The organism is Acinetobacter parvus DSM 16617 = CIP 108168 (assembly GCF_000368025.1).
In the GTDB taxonomy this organism is placed as follows: Bacteria; Pseudomonadota; Gammaproteobacteria; order Pseudomonadales; family Moraxellaceae; genus Acinetobacter; species Acinetobacter parvus.
Map to the genome: position 1 here is coordinate 1423878 of NZ_KB849212.1, position 23773 is coordinate 1447650.

Sequence of the window (23773 nt, forward strand, 5' to 3'; positions counted from 1 at the left end):
AAAGTAGAAGGAAGGTTCGTGTATGAGAGTAATAAAGTTTCATACTAAGTAATAAAGTCTCATACTGAGTAATAAAGTGTAATACTGAATTGCTCAAAAAATCCACACAAGCTATGCTCTAAACAGCATGATGTGTGGATTTTTTTATGTCTAACTTTAAGAACACACAAAATCATGAACTCAAAATTCAAAAATGGATTAAAGAAGGACGAGGACAGGGTTTTGGAAATAACTATAAGCCTTGGCTCACAATTAGAGATGTGAGTTCAGAAGGTCGATCTCATCGAGTTTTTGGTCATAAAAGCCAAAGAACCCATCATCTTTTGTCTGATCTAGAACTTTCTACTTTTCTATTACTAGAATGGCATTCAACGACTATCGATATTCGAGAACAATATCCCTTAGACCTCGAACAAACCCTAGAAATTGCGAAGACAATTGGAATCCCTCACCCTAAATTTGGGAAATACTATCAAATCATGACAAGCGATTTTTTAGTGGATATACATAATTCAATCACACCTAAGTTTGTACTCCAAGTTAAGTATTCAAATGCTCTCAATGACCCACGCACAATAGAAAAAATTGAAATTGAACGACAATATTGGAAACAGCAAAACATACCTTTTTATATTTTTACCGAGCACCAAGTTCCTAAAACTGTCAGCCAGAACATTCAATGGTTGTACAGTTCAATAAATACCATGGAACTGAGTGAACAAGATACGTTAGATAAACTTAACTTTTATTCAGATATTTTCATTAAACATAAATCTAAAAAGATTAATGAATTAGCGAGAACCATTGATCAAAAATATCATTTTGAGTTAGGACAATCGTTAAGAGAAATTAGAGACTTACTTGCTCAAAGGTATTTCATATTTGATCTTAATATTTCTTTTAAGGATTTGAACACAGATCATATTCAATTGGGCGAGCTTAATATTTGGAACGAGGTACTTCATGCTGAAAATCAATGAAGTATTAAGTTTTGAAAGCTCTTTATTTAGGATCTTAACGATCCTCCCTGACTCTGTGATTTGGATTAGTCTTGGTCTTGAAAATGCTTTTCCAATTGAAGTTAATAGAACTGAAATATTAAAAGGTTTAGAAGATGGCAATATTGAAAGAGCAATAGACCCACATGAGGCACTTGCTTTCATTCAGCCTGAGAAAGCATCAATACAAGAAATAAAACGTGACCAAAATTATGCTCTTATTTACCCTCTGATCTCTCATGAATTATTTTATATTCCAGCGCAAAGAGGAAAAATAATTAGTGAAATCATGAATCAATATGAAGTTACCAAACAAACTATTTATCGCTTAGCACGAAGATATTGGCAAAGAGGACAAACTCCTAATGCATTACTCCCTGATTACAGAAATAGCGGAGCTAAAGGTCAAAAAAGAACAGCTAAAGATAAAAAATTAGGTCGACCTCGTATCTATAATAGTGAACAAGGCATTAATGTTAATGAAGACATTGAAAAACTTTTCTATCGCACGATTAAATTATTCTTTTTAAAAGACAATAAACATTCACTCCCATTTGTATATCGAAAATTTCAAACCACTTATAAAAATCTTTATCCTGATAAAGCCGAATCAGATATTCCAACAATATGGCAATTTAGGTATTACTATGAAAAAGAATTCAAAAAAATTGAAAGCATAAAAGCTCGTATTAGCACATCCAACTACCGAAAGGACTATCGTCCTTTGCAATCAACGTCTAACGCTCAAGCCTTAGGCCCTGGTGCACGTTATGAAATTGATGCAACTATTGCTGACATTTATCTAGTTTCTTATTCAAATCCCGAAAGTATTGTGGGTAGACCCACCATTTACTTTGTGATTGACGTTTTCAGTAGATTAGTCGCAGGTTTTTATATAGGTTTTGAATCACCTTCATATTTAGCTGCAATACAAGCATTGAATATAGCGATGATAGATAAGGTTCAGTATTGTGCTGAGTATGGGATCTCAATTCAGCCAGAAGATTGGCCAGCAGTTGGTTTACCCGATGCTTTACTCGCGGATCGAGGAGAACTATTAGGCTATCAAATTGAAGCATTAGAAAAAACTTTCGCTGTAAGACTTGAAAATGCACCAGCTAGACGTGGCGATGCTAAAGGCATAGTAGAACAAGCTTTCAATACCTATCAGGCTTATTTTAAAAAAGAAGGTAAAGGAAAAGGTGTTGTTGAAGGCACTACTGTAAAAAAAACTGGTGGTAATGATTACCGTCAAGATGCCACATTAAATATTCACCAATTTACTGAAATCATTCTTGCTTGCATCATCTCGCATAATCAATTTCATGTGCTAAAGACGTATGATCGTGAGCCAGACATGCCTAATGACTTACCAACCATTCCCTTACATTTATGGAATTGGGGTATTCAAAACAGAACTGGAAAATTGAGGAGTGTTCCAGAGGAAGCACTAAGAATTGCATTATTGCCACGTACTAAAATCACAATATCAGACTTAGGCATCAAAGCATTTGGTCTTTACTACCTAGCCAAAGAAGTACTCGATCTTGGTTGGTTACACCGTAAGACAGAAAGTTCTCGTCCTCAAAACCTTGAAGCTGCATATGATCCTTGCTCAATGAATAAAATTTATATTTTTCCAAAAGATAATAGTCTTGAATATTGGATAGGGTCTCTCTCCGATCGATCGAGAGAATTTATGGATTGTACTTTGTGGGAAGTTAAAGAAAGGCAAAAAGCCCAAAAAGAGCACCTTGCACAGCACGAACTAGAGGCTTCGAAAAAACGAAGAGAGCTTGAAGCTTTTATCAGTGAAAAACTTAAAACTAAGCATCCGAAGAGTCCAATTAAATCATCTCAGCGAATCGCTGAAATAACTGAAAATAAAGCAAAAGAAAAAAATAGTGAACGCAAAGCTAAGGTAAAACAGCAAGGAATAATGGATACAAATATTATTCCAATGCCTAAACTGAAAACCTCAATTAAGCCTCAAGATGCTGAAGCAGTTCATTATCCAGACTTAACAGACGAATTATTTGGTGAGGATGACTAAATGACTTTGCCATTAAATTTTATTCAAGCACGTTACACGTCTAGTTTTGGTGAATATAAAGACAATCCATTTATTGAAGCCCTACCACCAATCATGCAGGAAATTGCAGATATCAAAGCTAATCTGATTGGTAAAGTTGATTTTAACCCTGAGGATATTCTGAGATCTAAGAACGAAAGAATTCATCTTTCGTCTCAACTTCTTCATCAATTTTTTCAACCGATTACTCGGCATATTTCATTAGAACAAAAAATTGCAATATTAATTCGTCAAGGCTATGTCGGGCGCAATATTGCTGATGGGAAATTACACCAGCATTTGCAAAATGGTTATGAACGTATTATGTCGGGAGATATTAATGCCTTTCGTTTTGATGCACCAAAATCTACAGCTTTAAGCTATTCATTGATCGGTTGTTCAGGAAGTGGCAAAAGCACAACCCTACAGCGAATTCTAAACCTTTATCCTCAAGTTATTTATCATGAAAAATATAACTTCACTCAACTCGTTTATCTCAAAATAGACTGCCCTCATGATGGCTCATTAAAAAATCTATGTTTGCATTTCTTTAAGGCGATTGATGTTGCATTAGGAACAGATTTTGAAAGAAAAGTAGCCTTAAAAAGATTAGGAATCGAAGCTCTACTCAACTATATGCGTCAAATTACCAACACCTACGCTATTGGTGTTCTTGTCATTGATGAAATCCAACACCTGAGTGTTAAAAATTCAGGTGGTGCTGAAAAAATGCTGAACTTCTTTGTCACCTTAATCAATGTTGTAGGTTTGCCAGTGGTTATGGTCGGCACACCTAAAGCTAAGTTTATATTTGATGGTGATTTGCGTTCAGCGCGTCGTGGGGCTGGTTTCGGGGCTGTTATATGGGAACCTATGAAGAACAATCCCCCATTATCAAATACTGCGACTAGAACAGAATGGATGGCTTTCACCAATGCCCTTTGGAAATATCAATGGCTAACGAATAAAGAACAACTGAGTGACGAAATTCGAGACTGCTGGTATGAACTGTCTCAAGGCGTACTGGATATTGTCGTCAAACTTTTTGTTTTGGCTCAGTGTCGAGCGATCATGACAGGATTAGAAAGAATAACGCCAAATTTGCTTAGACAAGTCTATGAGGATGAACTCAAATTTGTCCATCCAATGATAGAAGCACTCAAGTCTGGAGATCCTAATCGCATCGCACTCTATTCTGACTTAACTATTCCATATGTGGACAAAACTTTACTTCTACTTCAGAAAAAAATAGAGGAAGAACAAGAAAAAGTTGAACAATATAATGGAAATGTACATGCACAAAGATTGCATAATCTACTGATTGCCACTGGATATCCAGAATCTAAAGTAATTTCTGTAATAAAAAAAGCCTTTATCGATTTTCCTCATCTCAATATGCAAGAACTCATGCCTATCGTTTCGAATTGGCTCACTGAAGTTGAGGCGGATAAAGAAATCAAACCTGAAACAACGAATCTGAGAAAAATAAAACAGAGCGAATGGATAACCTTACCGTCAGATGATTTAAGGTTTAAGTTTTCGCAAAAGCAAAAATCACAAAATTTTTATGACGTTCTTCAATCAAGTGAGTTGATTTTTGATACGCAAACTTGGATACAATCAATGTAATAGTAGAATTGTCATGTTGAACTTTCCTACACCATATCCCAATGAGTTAATTTACAGCACGATAGCACGAGCTGGAATTCACCATGCTATTACAAGTCCAAAACAATTACTTGAAGAAGTGTTTGCTAATCGTAAGGTTATTGCCACGATTGATTTACCTAGCCATCTAAGATGCCTTTTAAAGCATTTACCACCACACTACACGCTTGAAAATCTTGCTTATAAACATACGCTTTTTCCCATCCACGCTTTATTTTCTCCAGAAAACACACGTTTAAAATGCCTTCAATGGATGAGGAATCAATCAAAAGGTTCTATTCATTTAACATTAGGAGTGGCGGCATCCAAAGTTAAGCAGATATCAACACATCGATATTGTCGACATTGCTTAGAAGAGCAATATGATCAATATGGAGAATTTTTTTGGTCAAGACTTTGGTACATTCAAGGCGCAAATTGCTGTAGCAAACATAAGGTTAAATTGTCAGAATTTTTGCAACCAGTCCATTTGAATGGACGACATCAATTTATTCCTGCAAGTTCTATTCTGAATCACAAGCAATCTCATAACCCTGCTCACGAATTAGATCTAATCGTGAGTAGGCATGTTGATGAACTGTTAAACCTTCCTCCATCAACATCTCCTACGTTTCATCAATGGAGTCAATTTTATCAACTTATTGCAAAGCGATTAGGTTTCAACAAAGGTTCTAGTCATATTGATCATTCAAAAATTTATTCAGCAGTTATAAAAACATGGGATCTAAAATGGCTACAGGAACATCACCTAGATAAACTGAAATCTGAAACAAGTTGGCTTAAAGCTATCTTTAGAAAGCATCGTAAGTCATTCAGTTATCTTGAACATATTATCGTCTTAGAGACGTTTTTCACTAAAAACTGGACATGGACTGCCATTCTAAGTGAAATCCATCAGTTACCTTCTAATCCCTTTAAGCTTGATACATCAATTCTAAAAAATAAGTATAAAGACATATTGATGCTCAAAGAAAAACGTAATGAATGGATGTCTTTGATTCAAAATTATGGAATAAAGCCATCTAGAGTCAAAAATGCCGCCTTATACGCATGGCTTTATCGCAATGATAAAATGTGGTTGTTAAATAAAAATAGAAAATTTCACGTTTTACCGACACTAGGCCGTAAGAAGATCAATTGGCCTCTGAGAGATTGGCAAATGGTGAGGCGATTATTCAAAATATTTTATCAATCATTGAATGATTTGAATTTGCCTAGGCAATCTAGAAACTGGTATCTCAGGCAACTACCGCAACACTCCACCGTAGAGAAAAACCTATATCAGCTGCCCTTAACACATAAATTTCTGAACACGTTTTCAGAAGATATTAGTAGTTATCAAATCCGAAGAATCACTCGAACAATTATTCAATTTAAAAAAATGAATCAACACCCAGCGAATTGGCAATTATTACGACATTCAGGATTAAGTGAAGAACGATTAACAGATGAAGCCCTCAAATTCCTAAATCAAATGAAAAGGATGAATCATGGCTAAAATAAGTCACATCGCTAAGAATATGAAAATAAAAAAGATTGGCTCTTTGTTTAAAAAACATAATTCAGGCAGTTGGGCAACAAATCTAGCTTTGGAAAATGAAAATAAAGTAACTGAGACAACTTACACTAACTTTTCTAATGCAAAGTTATTAAGAAAAAATAGTCACATCAACCCTACACAAGAATACCCTAAAGGCTATAATTTACGCTTTAAAATTAGTTCAACACAAGATTGGCTATCCTCTGTCTATGATTCAAACCTACCTAAAGGAAAGTTTATAGAGCATTATTTCTTGTTTGATGCTGTTCGAGTCGATCAGTTTGGGCAGCCAATGTCCGAAACAATCAAAGTTCGACTTCCACAATTTGAACTGGCTAGATCGCTCTTTTTCTATACTCCATATCTTGCAAGATCAGCAGTTTTAGAAAATAGTCTAAGTATTGATTTTGATATTGTTTCAAACCCAGATCACTACCTCATCAATATTTTGCCTGCTTGCTCCTATCCTACCTCTCATTTCAATGATGCAGGCATACGACGGATCTTATCTTGGATTCTTCTTGATTCTGATATTCGACAATCTTTTGAAAGTATCAGCCAGTTTTGTACCAAATATGGCTATGACGTTGACCAATACCGTATATGGAGTTTCTGTTTTAATCCGCCCCAACTAAATGGAGTGATCTTTAATACATTTGGCTATTACAAAGCTGAAACTTCAGAGTTTTTTGTCAATGAAATATCAGGTTTTGAAAGAATCTCAAGCCAGATTTCTAAAGAAGTTGAGTTTTATAGCGATAAATTTGTAGAGTCCAAATCGGGTGGTAAAGGTGAAAATTCTTCAGGAACTAAAAATGATGGCAAAGAGTCCACTATTAAAGATGATGAGGAAGGCAATAGCGATGATGTTCAAATCATTGATGTTGTACCGACACACTTCGACTTCCTAGAAGCCATTGAAACAAGGAAAACTTCGAAAAAAACTAGGCATAGAAATCATGGTATAAAAGATCAAGATTTACCATCTAACAATGCGACTTCGGAAGTTAGCACCAACGAGCCTATTTTTGAGGGTACTGTCCCCTCCGCTGAATTTAATGGTGTTGAGGATGAAACTGAAGATCTTCATTTGTATCTTGATCGATTCTCTGCATTTCAACAAATGATTGATTTGTTTTGCAAAGAAAATTCGATCAAAAATTTTACTTTCCAACTCCATAAATTACCCAACATTCAAGGTCACTCCAAACATATAAAAACTGATGGTAATCCGAGATGTGTGGCCGAAGTTAGTTTCCAATTCCATGGTCAAAATATCGTGATCTTAGAGGTTGATACTTCTGATAATAAAAAACCTCTTTCAACTCGTATTTTATCGCTTAAGAATACAAATCAGTGGCATACTATTGATAGAGCTAAAGTACTGGAACTTATAGTCACTCAATGTTTACGATGGCCAAAAGGCACTCTGAAAAAAATAAGCTTCAAGAGTAGTACTTTGAATCATCCAAGGATGGATATCGATAAACAAGAAATTTCTGCAAATGAATTAGAAACATGGCTTAATAGACTAAATAAATGTCTAGAAATTTAAATTTACGTAAATTTTCATATATTATGTCTAAATTAATAAATAACATATTTTAAATTTGGGATTTGATCGTGACAAGCAAACTTGAAAGTAGAACGCCATCAGATGACATAAATAAAGAACAAACTACTCTAGTTACAGACATAATAACCAAATTAAAAAATGGAGAAGTTTCTGAAGCAAAACTTTCCACTGATGAAAAAGTATTAGCAAGAGTTACCGATGGTATCTATCGTCAGCCATCTTCAGCAATTCGTGAGTTAATTTCAAATGCCTACGATGCTGATGCTGAAACCGTCTATATAGATACAGACGCCCCTAGATTTAACCATATGACTATCAGAGATGATGGAAATGGTATGTCTATTGAAGTTTTGGCAAATTTAATTTATCACATAGGTGGCAGCGCAAAGAGAAGCGCCAATCCCAAAAATACATCTCTTGGTATAACAAATGAAGATGATCCTACTTTAAGTCCTAAGAAAAAAAGAAAACTTATAGGTAAAATTGGGATTGGTTTATTTAGTGTTGCTCAACTTACTCGAACTTTTACTATTGTAACAAAACAAGCTGATACTGACTATTATCTAATTGCAGACATCGAACTTAATAATTATTCAGAACAAGTTATTTCTTCAAAAGAAAAAAGAGGAGAGAGTTTCGATACTGGCGTAGTAAAAATTAAGACTGAGCAAACATCTAATACTAAGGCTCACGGTACTGATATTATTTTAAAAAATATAAAAAAAAGTGCTAAAGACCAACTTAAGAGTGTCGATCTCTGGCTCCAAGAATCTGTAGACGATGAAAGTGAAGTGATACCACGAACCTTTCATATAGGATGTACAGATATAAATGATCATGAAAAGTTAGAAATTGAACCAAAGTTACCATGGGCTAAGCATGATAATCCAAAGGAAAAATTTATTAAATTTTATAATTCTATGATTGAAAGGACCAATACGACTGTTACACCAAAATTAGAAGAAGACCTTGATAACTACTTAAATATGCTATGGGTATTAGGCTTATCTGTTCCTGTAGATTACATTGAAAAACACCCATTTTTATTAACTAATGAAGATTATCCGCATGTTTTTCAACTAAGTAATAAAAAAGGTGGGAAATCTGAAAAAATTTCATTAAATAATAACACTACTATTAAAGATTTATTTACTCTTAAAACTGAAACAAATTCCACTGGTTTCCAAGTTTTTATAGATGATATTGAGTTATTTAGGCCTATTAAATTTACTCAGCTACCCTCTACTCAAGCCATCGTAAAAGAACCGATACTATTTATTGGTTCAGCAAAACCAGACTTAAGTAGGTATGAACCAAATATTACTGGTGGAGAATTATCCTTTGATGCTTATATTTTATGGTGTCCAAAAGTAATTCCCAAAGAGCATAATGGAGTTATTCTTAGAATAAATAATGCTTCTGGTATTCTATTTGATACTACGTTTATGAAGTATCAAGTTTCAGAATATACAATTCGAGGACAGTTAACAGCTGAGATTTTTTTAAATGAAGGTTTAGATTCAGCATTAAATATTGATAGAGAATCATTTAATATATCACATCCACACTATCAACTTATTATGCGTTGGCTTCACGATGCTTTAAGGCAAGTTATTAGTAAATATAAAGAAATTAAAAGAGAAAAACGACTTCAAAACTCAGAAACTTTGACTAATTTTCGTAGTCAATCATTATCCGATTTGGTCATTGCTACTGCTAGTAAACAAGGTAAAGAAATTGATGAAATTAGACCCGTTGAATTTGTTTCAAATAATGAAATTAAAATTGATAGTTATGTAATAGATCAGAATGAATTCTCAAGATGGGTTGGTGATGAAAGACCTAATCCGCGCCAAGAAGCATTAAAGGAAAAAGTATCAGCTATTATTCAAGTTCTTGACTCTTTTGATTTACTCGATAGTTTATCGGCTGATGATAGAAAAACCATATTTGAAATGATTTCTAAAGTTTTAAATGTAGATTGAGAGTAGCGAAAATGAAATTTGATGATTTTGATACTACATTTGATGATTTTGGAACACCTGAAGAAACCACAAAAAATGTCATTGAAAAAAAAGAGTTTTTACCATGGCATAAACCAAGAAAACAGTGGATTCGCCACAAACAATGGTGGACTCAAATTGATGAGCATATTGTAAAAAAATTAAAACCTGGCATAGATACTATTAAGTATTTTGGATTACCAGGTAATGATTTATTGGATATTCGTTTTTTTCAGCAAAAATTGCCATCACTTCAAAAAAAGATTTGTTTGTTTGGTTTGATTAACACTGAAATAGGTTGGTCATCTGCACAAACTCAACTTAGTAAAATTATGGATTTAGATGGAGTTGATAAAAGCTCTAAAGTTGAGCAACTAAATTTTGACTATCTTGAAAATACTTCATCCATTGCATTTGATAAGTTAATGGAGTTTGGCTGCTTCGATGTAGTAAATTTGGATTTTTGTGAAAATGTTATCCCTAATGCTACTGAGAACCGTTTAAAAGCTTTGCACAACTTTATGGAGTATCAATTTCAAAAAATTTCAGAAAACTGGGTACTATTTATCACTACAAGATCATCAAAGGACACTACAAATTCAGGACTCTATGAAGAACTAGTTGCCTGTATTGATGAGAATTTAAGTGAGGTAATTTATTTCCAAGAGTTTATTAGGGTTTTTTCCAGTATTCTTTTGAATAATAATTCGATTGTTAGATCTGATTTAGAAAATCAAAAGCATATTAATATGCTTGTTGTTGGTTTAATGAATTGGCTTGTTAAAACTGCACACAACAGACATTTTAAAGTAAAATTGAGTAACGTAGTTCGTTACGATATTACTGGCGAGAACACTAATGATATGATGTCTATGTGTTTTGTCTTTACACGTGTCATGAACTTTCCGAATGCTAATCCACCTCTTCCCACCAAAGCTGAACAAGCCAAGAATTCTTTAAATAAACTAGCCAATATTAGCAATTTAGATGACATAATGATCAGTGGTGGCATCAATTATTATGCCCAATTCGTTAAAGAACAAATCGATCTTTTAAAAGAGGCTGGTTATCACACTGATGATTATTTAAATCAGATATGTACTAATGACTTGGCGAAACTACAAACAACTGCTGAGCAACTCAATAGTATTATGGAAGCAATAGAACAACCTCAACAGTTAATCTCAGCTGAAATCATGAGTAGTGATAATGCATAATATTCCTGGACTTCTTCAACCTTGTCCTTTAAATTACTTATGTTTGGTTATGAAGTAAAGTTATGCACTTTATAGATTTATTTGCAGGTTGTGGCGGGCTTTCCTTAGGACTTCTTCAGGCAGGTCTTACAGGTACTTTTGCTATAGAAAAAAATCCAGATGCATTTAAATCTTTAAAATTCAACTTGATTGATGGAACAAGTTCTAAACAATATCAGTGGAATCAACAAGATCTACCTATTCAACCTTATGACATACACAATCTTATATTAGAAAAATCTCATCTTCTAGCAGAATTAGGTCGTACTAAATCTATTGATTTAATTGCTGGAGGCCCTCCTTGCCAAGGTTTCTCAACTGCTGGACGTAGAGATCCCAATGATCCAAGAAGTACACTAGTATATGATTATCTGAAAGTAGTTTCTTTAGTACGTCCTAAGATTATTTTAATGGAAAATGTTAAAGGAATAACATATAAAATTAAAGATCAACCAGCCACCGCTAATAGCATCAAAAGTAACTTAGCAGAACTGGGCTATCTGCCAATAACATTTATTGAAGATTCTTCTGTATGGGGAGTCCCTCAACATCGGATTCGATTCATATTATTTGGTATTAATATTGAAGAGATAATTGGAGTCAATCCATCTTTATCTAAAAAACAAATATTAGAGTTCAGTAAAAAAGTAACTCCCTTATTTGAAGAGAAATTTAATCTATTTGCTAAAAACTTTAAAGCTAATAAAAATTTGCCGATCAAAGTTTCTGCTCAAGAAGCTATTGCTGATTTAAAAACGTTAAGCAAATATAACCGTGCTTATAAATTAAAAAATGTCACTGATATTCCAAGTGATAGGTTCTTACAAATATCTAGTACGCATTGTCCTCAAAATTTAAATAGAAGTTATATTGATTTAATGAGAAAAGGTCTTAGTCAAGATTTTTTACCTACTGGTCTGAGATTAGCCAACCATACCCCGATAATAAAAGCAAAATTTAAACGAATTTTAAAAGACCTAAATAGCCCTTATTTATCTGAAAAATATAAATTAAGAAGAATGAGGACTTTACCAAAAGATTATGTATTAGATACTTTCAATACAAAAAAACAGATTACTAAAGTTTTAGATGCATCGGAATGCGCTCCCACCATCACAACTTTGCCAGATGATTTATTACACTATGATGAACCACGTATCTTAACTGTCCGAGAATGCGCTCGTTTGCAATCCTTTCCTGATTGGTTCGAATTTCATGGTCCTTATACAACTGGTGGGGATAGAAGAAAAGTAAGTTGCCCTAAATACACTCAAGTCGGCAATGCGATTCCCCCATTAATGGCAGAGGGTATAGGGTTATTTTTATTAAATGAATTTAATAATATTTGTCATGAGCTAAAACTAGAATTACTTAATTATCAGAAAGAAATAATTAAAAATCAAGGTAGTAATTTAGATGGTAAAGTTTCTAAAGCACTTGCCAATTCGTAAATTTTTTCCAAAGTGGGATTAACCTCACCTCTTTCAATCCGTCCCAAATAGCTTCGATCCATATTACAGAGCAATGCCAATTGTTCTTGTGACATGTTTTTTTCTTTTCTGTATTTGCGAACCAATTGGCCAAATTGAATAGTAAGTTCTGACATAAACATTCAAATGCTTAAAAAACAGAACTATCACTATTTGAGGATTATATATCCACGGATTATAATCCTCTTTTTAAGTTTTCTAGCCTTTCTCCATGAAACAAATTGCTTCTCCTATCTTTCAATCTTTTCTAGAACTTCTTTCCCACAACCAAATTGATGGATGGACATCAAACAAAATTTGGAACAACTTGAATCTTTCAAAAGATGAAAAGGAACGAATCAACCAACAGCAACTTTATAGGCTTCTGAGAAAAATGGTACAACAAGGACACTTAGTTAAACATATTCATTCTGACAATCCAAGGCTTTCAACATTTGTTGAAACAGAAAGCATGTATGAATTTAGAAAACAATTTGATTTAGCAATTGTTAAAACTGATTCAAAAAAACTTAATTTCAAGACTAATGAATTAAAAGAAAAGCAAAAGATTTATGAAAATCAAATCAAAGCTTCTGAACAAGCACTGATAGACTTTCCAGAACTAAAAACTGAAATATTAAGAAGAAAAAACCAATTACTTCAAAATATTGAAAAACTGAAAGCTTACACCGACTTTCTAACATCATTGATATAATATGAAAATAAATAGAACGAGCCTAAACTTTCATTTCAGTATGAAACTTTATTACTCGATGAAAAGTAAAAATGGAAGAAATGATAAAGCTGAGTATGAAACTTTATTTTTTCTTCCATTCATTACGAAGTAGAAATATCAATAAGATAGGTTAGGATCAGTATGAAACTTTATTACTCTCGTACAGTTCGCCTTTCTTCTACCCTTTACCATCATTTTCAACTATAAATTAAGAATTTAAAAAATTTATTTTATGCCACATAACGACTATTTTTATGATTTAGCAAAATAATTGAATTCAGGATTACCGCACCTAAAATAGAAATTAAAACCAGTTTCCAGTCCACAAAAAACAGTGATGTTAATAAGATCGCCACATCAATTCCCATCTGTACCTTTCCAGCTGGAATCTTGAAATGTTCCTGCAAATACAGCGCAAGCAGGTTGATGCCACCCAGACTTGAACGATGCCGAAACAGGATCAGGAAACTTACCCCCATTAGCACATTGGCAAAAATCGTGGCATAGATTGGATTGACCTCTGACAACTGAAAGAAATGGGGAATGGTTTCTGTAAACCCAGCCAGTAATGCCACCGCGACAAAGGTTTTCACCACAAGGGCAATACCCATCTTTTTATAGGCAAAATAGTAAAATGGAATGTTGATCAAGAAAAATAAGATGCCAAACTTGATGTCAGTGATGTAGTGAATCAACAACGACAATCCTGCCGTTCCACCTGTCATAATGCCTGCCTGCTGCAACAGGGTCATGGCAAACGATAAAATAAATGTTCCAATCAACATCGCCAGAGCGTCCTCCACTCTTGAGTGTTGGTCTACCACAGGCACGGCTGGGCTTAGCAAAGATACATGTTGATCAGTACTCATAACGGTATAACTCAAGAAAGAAGACAACAGCAGGGAGAGCATCCTGAATGTGGATGCGGATTGATATATTTGATCATTTTTATAGTTTTTACGCAATTTATTATTATATTTTTATCATAAATGCAATTTATAATTAAAATAACACATTAAAATACAAAAAGTTTGCGCTGTGATAACGTTATCTTGACTGGCATTATAAGGGTAGCAAAGTATTTATTATTTAATCGCAATGCCATTTTCCTTTAATTTTTCTAAAACAATAGATGTATTTAAATTACTGACTCCAAAGTTACTGGATGACAAAGTACCAATTAATTTCACCATTTCATCCAAACTCTTGACCGCAACTTTAAGTACAAAATCATAACTGCCTGTGAGTTTATGAATATCTTTAACTGCGGGCTCATGCAAAAGAAACTCAACAAAACGATCATGGGTTGCATCATTATAATTCTGCAATTTCACCTCAATAATCCCCATAATCGGCGTTGGGTCAGCATCCAGGGCAATCTGCGCATAATAGCCTGTGATAATTTTCTTCTGTTCGAGGTTAATCCGACGGCGTGAACACTGGGAAGTAGACAAGCCCACCAACTCAGCGAGTTGCTGATTGGCCAAACGTCCATTAAGCTGGAGGTGATGAATAATTTTGCGGTCAAAATTATCTATTTCTTCAGTCATAACACCCTCTATTACTATTCTAGTCCGCAAATACAATAAGGCATTTACTCGTGAACAAAAGTTTACGTTTTTAGCATGGCCGTCACAAGCCTAGGCAAGCAGGTTGGATGACTGTATCCGCTGAACCCCCTGCCCAGACATTTCCTGCCAGGCCTTTTGCAGTGAGCCATTCAAGTCAATCGCCTTACAGGCATCCTCAACCACATAGGTTTTAAAGCCAAAATGTACAGCATCCAAAGCCGTCCATGCCACACAGAAGTCCGTGGCAATTCCAACAATATAAACGGTATCCACCTGATGTTCCTTTAAATAGCCATTGAGACCTGTGGGTGTCTTGCGATCAGCCTCCATAAAGGCGGAATAGCTATCAATATCTGGATGAAAGCCCTTACGGATAATCAACTGCGCGGCTGGAATATTGAGGCTCGGATGAAATTCAGCATCATGGCTGCCCTGCACACAGTGTTTTGGCCATAGCACCTGCGTACCATAAGCCAGTTCAACCGTTTCAAAGGGCACTTTATCCTTATGGTTTTCCGCAAAGGAAATATGCTGTTCAGGATGCCAGTCCTGTGTCAGCACAACCGTATCGAACTGCTGCGCCAACTGATTAATCAATGGAATAATCTGGTCCGCATCGGCGACCGCCAGATTACCGCCAGGCGTAAAGCCATTTTGGACATCGACCACGATCAATGCGCTATGTCTGGAATGTTTCTGCATTTTATAATTCAACCTTAAGCTGCTGTTTTTACCTTACCCTGCTGCTGACTTTACCGCCACTGTTCTCTGAATTTTTATCGAGATGAATTAAAGTTTTCCACAGTTTGACTAAAGCATATTGTTCTTATGCGCTCGATCAGTCATAATTTGCATAATTGTCATTCAACCAAGCTCATTGCTGAATGACCAATCAAAATACTGCAACCATCCATTATTTCGTTTTTTATTCACTTCAAATTCGGATGGGAAAATAGGATATTTTTTTAAAATGACTCAGCTAGCACAGAATATTCAAGGCTCAATTGTCGCAATCGTTACCCCTATGTTTGAAGATGGTGGTGTGGATTGGAAGAGTCTTGAGAAGCTTGTTGAGTGGCACATCCAGCAAGGCACACATAGCATTGTCGCTGTCGGCACAACAGGCGAAGCCTCAACTTTGAGCATGGAAGAACATATCAAGGTCATTCAGGAAGTGATCCGTGTTGCCAATAAACGCATTCCGATCATTGCTGGAACAGGTGCGAATTCGACACGTGAAGCGATTGAACTGACTCAGGCAGCCAAAGATGTTGGCGCTGATGCAGCGCTTTTGGTCACGCCTTACTATAATAAACCGACACAGGAAGGCTTATACCAGCACTATAAAGCCATTGCTGAAGCGGTTGAAATTTCACAGATTCTTTACAATGTTCCAGGCCGTACTGGCGTGGACATGCAAAATGAGACAGTGATCCGCCTTGCTGATGTCAAGAACATCGTCGGCATTAAGGATGCAACGGGTGACATTCCTCGTGGCAAGGCACTCATTGACGGTCTAAATGGCAAGATCGCCGTTTATTCAGGTGATGACGCAACCGCATGGGAACTGATTCTGCTGGGTGCCAAAGGCAATATTTCCGTCACCGCAAATGTTGCACCTAAGCAAATGAGTGAAGTGTGTGAGGCCGCACTGGCGGGAGAACAGGCGAAAGCGCAAGACCTGAATCAGCAAATTGCAAATCTACACAATATTTTGTTTTGCGAATCAAACCCAATTCCTGTGAAATGGGCGTTGCATGAGATGGGCTACATGGGTACAGGCATTCGCCTGCCTTTGACCCCGCTTGCGGAACAATATCGTGAACCTCTTCGCAATGGTTTAAAAGTTGCGGGAATTATCTAATACGAGCAATTTATGATGCAATTACGTCTTGGTGTTGTCCTGGTCATTTCAGCTTTAAGTTTGGCTGGTTGTGGTCGTTTTGCCCTGAATAACCATTCTCTGGATTATAAAAAGGCGCAGGCACTTGAACCCCTCAAATTCCCTGACAATGCAACGGTCAGACCATTTACACCATTGTATCCAGCTCCTACGGTTGACGCGCTTGCCATCGAGCATGCGCCAAATTTTGTAAACAAGACGGGCAACCGTTATGCGCTTCCCCGTCCAGAGGCAATGCAGAGTTCAGGCAATCCTGCTGCAAGCACAACTGCGACTTTAGGTCGTCCACAACTGGTGATGGATGGCAACAAGAATCCACTGCTTAAGGTAGATGGACCAACCGCAACCGCCTGGCAGTATACCTTTGCAACCTTGAGCAGCCTCAACTACAAGGTGGTTTCACAGGCGGAGAATGGTTATGAGGCAACCATCAAGGTAGGCGACCAGAACTACCTGCTCAAGCTCTCTGCCGTAGGCACAAGCAACACTGTTGCCCTGTTTAAACTTGACACCACCTTTGCAGACCAAGCCACGGCAACGGAAGTGTTAACCCAGATTTACCAAAATTGGCCAGCCTAGTGATTGACTAGGCATTTTCTAAATAAAGGTTCCCCCATGTTAAAACAAACCTTGCTCTATACTGGTAAAGCAAAATCTGTCTATGAAACAGATCATGCTGACCACCTGATTTTAGTCTTTCGTGATGATGCCTCTGCGTTCAATGGCGAAAAAATCGAACAACTAGATCGTAAAGGCAAGGTCAACAACCGTTTTAACGCCTTTATCATGGAAAAACTGGCTGAAGCTGGCATTGAGACGCATTTTGAAAAACTGCTTTCTCCAACTGAAGTGCTGGTTAAGAAACTCCAGATGATTCCAGTTGAATGTGTGATTCGTAACTATGCTGCGGGTTCACTGTGCCGTCGCTTGGGTGTTGAGGAAGGCAAGGAACTGACGCCACCAACTTTCGAATTGTTCTTTAAGGACGATGCGCTTGGCGATCCAATGGTGAACGAGTCTCAGGCGATTGCCTTGGGTTGGGCGAATGCTGAACAGCTTGAAAAAATGAAAGAGCTGACTTATCAGGTGAATGATGTGCTTAAAGCATTGTTCGACGCGGGCAACATGATTCTGGTTGACTTTAAACTTGAGTTTGGTGTGTTCCATGACCGTATTGTACTGGGTGATGAGTTCTCTCCAGACGGTTGCCGTTTATGGGATAAAGACACCAAGAAAAAACTAGATAAAGACCGTTTCCGTCAGGGTTTAGGTGGTGTAGTTGAGGCCTATGAAGAAGTTGCTGCACGTTTGGGCATCAACCTAGATGATATCTAAGCTTTTATAGAGCTTAAGTTTTCATATAAAAAACCAGCCATTTAGGCTGGTTTTTTTATTATCGGTCAATTGAACCTAGAACCGACTCGCCAATTGGTTTGAAATCTTGATTGCTGCATCATCCACATAACGGCTATACGGATATGCCAGCATAATACTCATGATCACGGTAAAAAGACTTGCCCATAGTCCCGCACCACTCAGGACAAAGAACACAAAAACCGCGCCTGTTCCTGAATAGAAAAATGCCAGCGGCGAGTTGTGCAACTGGGCGAAAAGAGCATATTGCGGAACCGCACTTTCACCAAAATTATGAAGTTGTGGAAAGAATGTCAGCGACAGGTGTGACAACACCACCGCAAGACAGGCAAGGCCCCGTATACTTTCCGCAGCATTAATTTTTTGGGTGGACATTGATGGAACTTTATCATCCGTGATAAACGGCGATGATGCGTTGTTTTATATGAAGTGTCTAGTATCACTATAAAAATATCTGTCCATTTGCCTGCTACATTATAGACCCAGACCAGCTCAGAGTTATTGCTGCTGTTCCTGCTGCCAACGACGTTGCTGCAAACGTTCGCCCTCAACTTCACGCTTGTTTCTGGCAGATTCATACAGCTTAGTGCCTTTTAACTCAGGCGGCAGATATTCCTGCATCACAAAATGCTCTGGGAAATTGTGTGGATACAGATAATCCACGCCATAGCCCTGCTGTTTCATCAACTTGGTCGGTGCATTGCGTAAATGCAAAGGCACAGGCAAATTCGCTGTTTTATCTGCCAGTTCCAGCGCGCGATTGATGGCTAAATAGGTACTGTTACTTTTCGGGCTGGTGGCCAAATACACCGCACATTGCCCCAGAATAATCCGAGCTTCGGGCATACCCACCGCCTGCACTGAACGGAAACATTCGCCTGCCAGCAACAAGGCATTGGGATTGGAATTACCAATATCTTCTGAAGCGGCAATCAACATGCGACGGGCGATAAACACAGGGTCTTCGCCCCCCTTGAGCATGCGAGCCATCCAGTACAATGTTGCATCTGGATCACTGCCCCGAATCGACTTGATAAATGCTGAGATAATGTCGTAGTGCTGCTCGCCTGACTTGTCATAACGCGCAATATTCTGCTGTGCCACCCTGACCACGATGGCATTGGTCACGATATTTTCAATATCGGGCTCAAAGGTACTGGCAATCAGGTCAATCAGGTTGAGTGCCTTGCGGGCATCTCCTGCGGCAAACTGAACCAACGCATCATATTCCTCAATCTGGATATGCCGTTGCCTTAAAAATGAATCAGTTTGAATCGCCCTATTGATCAGGGTTTGAATCGCATCCGCATCCAGACTGTTCAGGGTATAGACCTGACAACGGGACAACAGTGCGCTATTGACCTCAAAGGATGGATTTTCAGTGGTGGCCCCGATCAGGGTAATTTTGCCTTTCTCCACCGCACCCAGTAAGGCGTCCTGCTGCGACTTATTAAAACGGTGAATTTCGTCAATAAACACTATTGGCGTAAGCAGATCACCACTTTCGGCAATCACTTCGCGCAGTTCTTTCACACCTGTATTCAGTGCAGACAGGCTAATGAAAGGACGATCCACCGCCTGAGCCAGCAATAGGGCAATGGTGGTTTTACCTACTCCAGGAGGCCCCCAGAAAATGATCGATGGCAAATGTCCTTGATCAATCATCTGGCGCAAGGGTGCATGCTCACCCAGCAAATGATCCTGCCCGATGATTTCGGATAAATCACGGGGACGTAAGCGTTCAGGAAGTGGAATATGCGTATCTGACATCATCAAGGGCTTTCTGCTGTTTTATCCTAGTCTATTGCGTCTGGCGCAAATCTACAATTTGAATCTGCATGCACTGCGTCATTCTATTGCGCACTGCTTGCTTCAATGAGCTGCTGCACCACTTCATAGCTGGCTTTAATCCTTGCCTCATTGGGGAAATTGGTATTGGCAAGCTTCACGAGGCCAATTTTTTGCTGGGGAATAAAGGCGACATGAGCAGCAAAGCCATTGGTGGCACCTGTTTTAACTGCTGCACATTGATATGGACATCCAGAAATTTCAGCATATCCGAGCTGGTGCTTTTTATGCCATCAGCTTCAGCATCAAACATGCCTGCTGACACTCGAATCGGCTGATCATTTTTATAGCCTCATGCATATTGCGATTGCTGCTGTTCAGGTACATGAATAACTGATGCCACGCACCTAGCCTATATGTTGTAAATTTTCAAAAATTCAAACACAACATATTGTGGTGAAAGTGCCCAAAAATGCACTTACTGCGTAACATCAGTAATTAAGTTTATTTGGCACTCAGTTTAAGTAATTTTGCTTTAGGGCCATCTTCAATCACCCAGATTGAACCATCCTGTGCCTGATGCAGGCCACGGATACGCTGTTTCATGTCCAGTCGCTGCACTTCCCTGACAGGCTTGGCATTTAGATCAACCACAATAATCGCCTCGGAGGACAATCCACCAATAAGGGCTTTTTGTTGCCACAAGGGAAATTGATTGCCTGTATAAATCATCAGACTGGAGGGTGAAATGACAGGTGTCCAGTCAATCTCAGGTGCCTTAAATTCTGGATGGGTATGATGGTCAGGAATCGGCAAGCCTGAATAATGATCACCATTGGAGACAATCGGATAGCCATAATTTTCTCCTTTAACGATACGATTTAGCTCATCACCGCCTTTTGGCCCCATCTCCACCACCCAAAGCTGCCCCTGCGGATCAAAGGCCATGCCCAGTGGATTACGATGACCCAGTGACCAAATTTGCGCCGTGACACCGCCTTGCTGGATAAATGGATTATCTTTGACTGGCGTAGCATCGTCATTTAGACGCAGAACCTTACCTAGATTGCTTTGCATATCCTGAGCAGGATCAAATTTTTGTCGCTCGCCTGAACTGACCCATAATTTTCCATCAGGCCCAAACATCATCCGATGGCCGTAATGCCCCTGCCCTGAGACTTTCGGCACTTGTTGCCAGATGGTTTTTAAATCGGTCAGTTTTGGCTGTGCAGGATTGGATAAATCCAGCTTTGCCCGTGAAATTTCCGCTCCATAGCCATCCTGTCCTTTGCTGGCATAACTTAAATACAGCCAGTGATTATTCTGAAAATCAGGATGTAAAATGACATCGCCCAAGCCGCCCTGTCCACCATAACTCACCGCAGGAACAGCACTGACATTGACAATACTTTTGGTTTTTGGATCGAATAATTTTAATTGTCCCTTACGTTCTGTGATCAGTAGATGCTGGTCAGGCAAGCTGCTGATGGCCCACGGTTCATTGAACTGGGCAATCGTTTCAACACGATAGCTTTGTGCGATATTGTTTTGGGCACTTGTTTGTGCCGCGTCCTGTTTAGGAGTTCCTGAATTGGTTTCACTGGAACCACAGGCCAGCAAAAATAAAAAACTGCTGCACAGAAAAGGGGTTGCCATCCATTTAATCACTGTCTATCTCCCTGTTTATACGATTTATTTTACGGAGATTAGCCAGTAACAATGCTGTAGAAATGTTGCTTTATGCAATACCAATCGTTAAGTTCATGCTTAACGCACCCAGCGCACAATATAGTCCTCAATCTGTTCCTGATCGACCTCATCTTCTGAAATACAACGTCCAGCGGCCGATTTCTTCGCCTTGATCACACTCTGGCGTGAGCCTGTGTTCAGGTAATGCCAGGAGGGCAGGTTTTTCCCATCCTTTAAGCGACGGTAAGCACAGCTTGGCGGCAGCCATGAAATGGTCTGCAAGCGTTCTGGCGTGAGTTGGATACAGTCAGGCACCCGTTGCTGGCGGTTTGGATAATCTGAACAGCGTGCCGTTTTACAGTCCAGTAATTTACATGCCACCTTGGTATAGGCCACCTCAGCAGTGTCCTCATCCTCAAGCTTGACCAGACAGCACAAACCACAACCATCGCACAAGGCTTCCCATTCAGTCAGGCTAAGCTGCTCAAGTGGGTAGTGTTTCCAGAAGTTTGGACGGAGTTCAGATGACATAGGCCGTTTTTCAGTTTCAGTTTGAGCTGATTATAACATTGACCAGACTTCTGATGGGCCAGCGCAGTGATCTGTTCATTAACAATTCTTTAACTATTACACACTCATACCACAGAAACAGTACATTTTATTCAGAAAAGTCAAGATATATTTTAAACATAACGAAAAATTGAGGAGATATTAATATGTTCCGTTGGGCTATTATTTTTGCAGTTATTGCATTAATCGCCAGCTTGTTGGGTTTTGGTGGTGTTGCAGGTTTATCTAAAGACTTTGCTGTGATTTTACTCGTGGTTGCCGTAATTTTGGCAATTGTTGGTTTTATTTCCAGAGGTCGAGTCTAAAAAAATTTTAGAGAGAATAAAAAAGAAGAATTTAATATTCTTCTTTTTTTATTGATAAAAATCATGTTTCTATTTATTTCTTCTCCAGCAAACCATTATTTTTATGTTTTAATCAATGCATTCTAACAATACAGATCAGGACAATAGAATGAACTTTGCCATCCATACCCGTGAAATTGAATATAGCGCTCCAGATGGCGAACGCCTTATTGGCTATTTTGCTGCACCTGTTACAGATGAACCTGTTGCAGGTGTGATTGTTGCACCTGAATGGTGGGGTCGTAATGACTATACAGAACAGCGCGCCCGTGAGTTGGCGGAGCATGGCTTTGCTGCGCTGGCGATTGACATGTATGGCGACAAGAAAGTTACTACGGATGTACCACAAGCCTTAGCATGGATGATGCAAACATTTGATCATGTAGACACCGTGGTTGATCGTGCTCAAGCAGGCTTAGATGCTTTAAAAGCACAACCAGAGGTCAATACTGAAAAATTGGCAGCAATTGGTTTTTGCTATGGTGGTAAAGTTGTTCTGGATTTGGCGCGATCTGGTGCCGATTTGAAAGCTGTGGTGACTTTCCATGCGAATTTAAGCCCGAAAGCACCTGCACAAAAAGGAAAAATTCAGGCTGAAATTCTTGTATTACATGGTGAGATTGACACCATGGTTTCTTTGGATGATGTCGAAAGCTTCCGTCAGGAAATGCATGACGCAGAAGTGGATCATGAAGTGATTATTTTTGAGGATGCCAAACACGGTTTTAGTAATCCGCTTGCTGATGAACGGGCCAAAGCCAATAATGTTGACTTAGGCTATAACGCCGAGGCTGAACGTCAGGGTCTTGAAGCCATGTATGAGTTGTTAGATAAGCATTTGAAGTAATCGGTAAATACAAAATTTAGGTTCTCGGAAATAGCTGCTAGTGCAAATCTGAGATCTAAAATTTTGAAAATATTTGCTCGTGCAAAGGCGGCATGGATGCCGCCTGTTTGGCTGCGGCATCAAGGATGTGCCGTCAGCCAAACAAAGGATTTTTGCTTACTTTTCATCCTTGAAAAGTAAGTCCAGCTGAAAGCTTATCCTAAAATTGGAGGAGTACTCGGCATGACTCCATTTAGAAGAAACTATACAGCCTCATAAGCCATACGAAATCAAATATAATTTGCGTAAGCGATGCCTTATTTTTGACGGGTCAAAAGTAACAAAACCCCTCTCCCCATTTCCGCTATACTACCCCTCTGCTTTTGATTGT

At 38.2% G+C, this 23773-nt stretch carries 21 protein-coding genes and 2 pseudogenes; 14 read left to right on the top strand and 9 right to left on the bottom strand.

Features of this window, described 5'->3' with window-relative positions:
• Positions 1-146 precede the first annotated feature (146 nt).
• The 8 genes from F988_RS13495 (at position 147) to F988_RS13530 (ending at position 12563) form a co-directional block, all read left to right on the top strand.
• Positions 147-980: a heteromeric transposase endonuclease subunit TnsA gene (locus tag F988_RS13495; RefSeq protein WP_004683627.1), complete on the top strand. Its 834-nt coding sequence runs from the start codon at positions 147-149 to the stop codon at positions 978-980.
• Complete coding sequence (locus F988_RS13500; RefSeq protein WP_004683628.1) at positions 964-3051, top strand: DDE-type integrase/transposase/recombinase; 2088 nt, start codon at positions 964-966, stop codon at positions 3049-3051. The genes F988_RS13495 and F988_RS13500 overlap by 17 nt, the downstream gene beginning before the upstream one ends.
• Positions 3052-4698, top strand: a complete 1647-nt coding sequence (locus tag F988_RS13505; RefSeq protein ID WP_004683630.1) for an AAA family ATPase — start codon at positions 3052-3054, stop codon at positions 4696-4698.
• A 13-nt stretch (positions 4699-4711) separates the two neighbouring features.
• The gene (locus F988_RS13510) at positions 4712-6235 is read left to right on the top strand and encodes a TnsD family Tn7-like transposition protein (RefSeq protein WP_004683632.1); all 1524 of its coding nucleotides are present in this window, start codon (positions 4712-4714) and stop codon (positions 6233-6235) included.
• Positions 6228-7832 carry a Tn7-like element transposition protein TnsE gene (locus F988_RS13515; protein WP_004683633.1) on the top strand — a complete coding sequence of 535 codons (1605 nt, stop codon included), beginning with the start codon at positions 6228-6230 and terminating at the stop codon, positions 7830-7832. Before F988_RS13510 ends, F988_RS13515 begins: the two co-directional genes overlap by 8 nt.
• 68 nt (positions 7833-7900) lie before the next feature.
• The gene (locus tag F988_RS13520; RefSeq protein WP_004683635.1) at positions 7901-9838 is read left to right on the top strand and encodes an ATP-binding protein; all 1938 of its coding nucleotides are present in this window, start codon (positions 7901-7903) and stop codon (positions 9836-9838) included.
• 11 nt (positions 9839-9849) lie between these two features.
• Positions 9850-11073, top strand: coding sequence for a PP_RS20740 family protein (locus tag F988_RS13525; protein WP_004683636.1), 1224 nt, complete (start codon positions 9850-9852; stop codon positions 11071-11073).
• Between the two features lie 62 nt (positions 11074-11135).
• Entirely contained in the window at positions 11136-12563 is a 1428-nt protein-coding gene (locus tag F988_RS13530; protein WP_004683638.1) for a DNA cytosine methyltransferase, read from the top strand.
• Here F988_RS13530 and F988_RS14875 read toward each other — a convergent pair.
• The gene (locus F988_RS14875) at positions 12512-12724 is read right to left on the bottom strand and encodes a helix-turn-helix domain-containing protein (protein WP_004683639.1); all 213 of its coding nucleotides are present in this window, start codon (positions 12722-12724) and stop codon (positions 12512-12514) included. The two genes, F988_RS13530 and F988_RS14875, sit on opposite strands and share 52 nt — an antisense overlap.
• An 89-nt stretch (positions 12725-12813) precedes the next feature.
• Here F988_RS14875 and F988_RS13535 point away from each other — a divergent pair, with 89 nt between their 5' ends.
• Complete coding sequence (locus F988_RS13535) at positions 12814-13296, top strand: hypothetical protein (RefSeq protein ID WP_004756853.1); 483 nt, start codon at positions 12814-12816, stop codon at positions 13294-13296.
• A 251-nt stretch (positions 13297-13547) separates the two neighbouring features.
• Here the strand turns inward: F988_RS13535 and F988_RS13540 are convergent, their stop codons facing one another.
• The 3 genes from F988_RS13540 to pncA form a co-directional block, all read right to left on the bottom strand.
• On the bottom strand, positions 13548-14186 hold the full coding sequence (locus tag F988_RS13540; RefSeq protein WP_004683641.1) for a YitT family protein: 639 nt from the start codon (positions 14184-14186) through the stop codon (positions 13548-13550).
• A gap of 216 nt (positions 14187-14402) precedes the next feature.
• A complete protein-coding gene (locus F988_RS13545; protein WP_004683644.1) occupies positions 14403-14867 on the bottom strand; it encodes an Lrp/AsnC family transcriptional regulator in 465 nt (154 codons plus the stop codon).
• 90 nt (positions 14868-14957) lie between these two features.
• On the bottom strand, positions 14958-15590 hold the full coding sequence (pncA, locus tag F988_RS13550; RefSeq protein WP_004679171.1) for a bifunctional nicotinamidase/pyrazinamidase: 633 nt from the start codon (positions 15588-15590) through the stop codon (positions 14958-14960).
• Positions 15591-15858: 268 nt separating this feature from the next.
• Here pncA and dapA point away from each other — a divergent pair, with 268 nt between their 5' ends.
• Genes dapA through purC form a run of 3 tightly spaced genes read left to right on the top strand, consistent with a single transcriptional unit; the run spans position 15859 to position 18126 of the window.
• Complete coding sequence (gene dapA, locus F988_RS13555) at positions 15859-16752, top strand: 4-hydroxy-tetrahydrodipicolinate synthase (RefSeq protein ID WP_004683646.1); 894 nt, start codon at positions 15859-15861, stop codon at positions 16750-16752.
• Positions 16753-16767: 15 nt separating this feature from the next.
• On the top strand, positions 16768-17370 hold the full coding sequence (locus F988_RS13560; protein WP_004679173.1) for a hypothetical protein: 603 nt from the start codon (positions 16768-16770) through the stop codon (positions 17368-17370).
• A 36-nt stretch (positions 17371-17406) separates the two neighbouring features.
• Positions 17407-18126 (top strand): phosphoribosylaminoimidazolesuccinocarboxamide synthase, encoded by a 720-nt coding sequence (gene purC, locus F988_RS13565; protein WP_004679174.1) that lies wholly within the window; start codon positions 17407-17409, stop codon positions 18124-18126.
• Positions 18127-18297: 171 nt separating this feature from the next.
• Here the strand turns inward: purC and F988_RS15525 are convergent.
• From F988_RS15525 to F988_RS13585, 5 genes and pseudogenes are all read right to left on the bottom strand, one after another.
• Positions 18298-18540 (bottom strand): annotated as a pseudogene (locus F988_RS15525) (hypothetical protein); the annotation flags it as partial.
• A gap of 123 nt (positions 18541-18663) precedes the next feature.
• Positions 18664-19935: a replication-associated recombination protein A gene (locus F988_RS13575; RefSeq protein WP_010589201.1), complete on the bottom strand. Its 1272-nt coding sequence runs from the start codon at positions 19933-19935 to the stop codon at positions 18664-18666.
• 83 nt (positions 19936-20018) lie between these two features.
• Positions 20019-20350: pseudogene (locus tag F988_RS15255) on the bottom strand (hypothetical protein); the annotation flags it as partial.
• Between the two features lie 107 nt (positions 20351-20457).
• Positions 20458-21609 (bottom strand): PQQ-dependent sugar dehydrogenase, encoded by a 1152-nt coding sequence (locus F988_RS13580; protein WP_378251336.1) that lies wholly within the window; start codon positions 21607-21609, stop codon positions 20458-20460.
• A gap of 111 nt (positions 21610-21720) precedes the next feature.
• Positions 21721-22173 (bottom strand): YcgN family cysteine cluster protein, encoded by a 453-nt coding sequence (locus F988_RS13585; protein WP_004683652.1) that lies wholly within the window; start codon positions 22171-22173, stop codon positions 21721-21723.
• Between the two features lie 185 nt (positions 22174-22358).
• Between F988_RS13585 and F988_RS14885 the strand changes: the two genes are divergently transcribed.
• Both F988_RS14885 and F988_RS13595 read left to right on the top strand, forming a co-directional pair.
• Entirely contained in the window at positions 22359-22517 is a 159-nt protein-coding gene (locus tag F988_RS14885; RefSeq protein ID WP_004679179.1) for a DUF1328 domain-containing protein, read from the top strand.
• Positions 22518-22632: 115 nt separating this feature from the next.
• Positions 22633-23403 (top strand): dienelactone hydrolase family protein, encoded by a 771-nt coding sequence (locus F988_RS13595; RefSeq protein ID WP_228127127.1) that lies wholly within the window; start codon positions 22633-22635, stop codon positions 23401-23403.
• Positions 23404-23773: the final 370 nt, after the last annotated feature.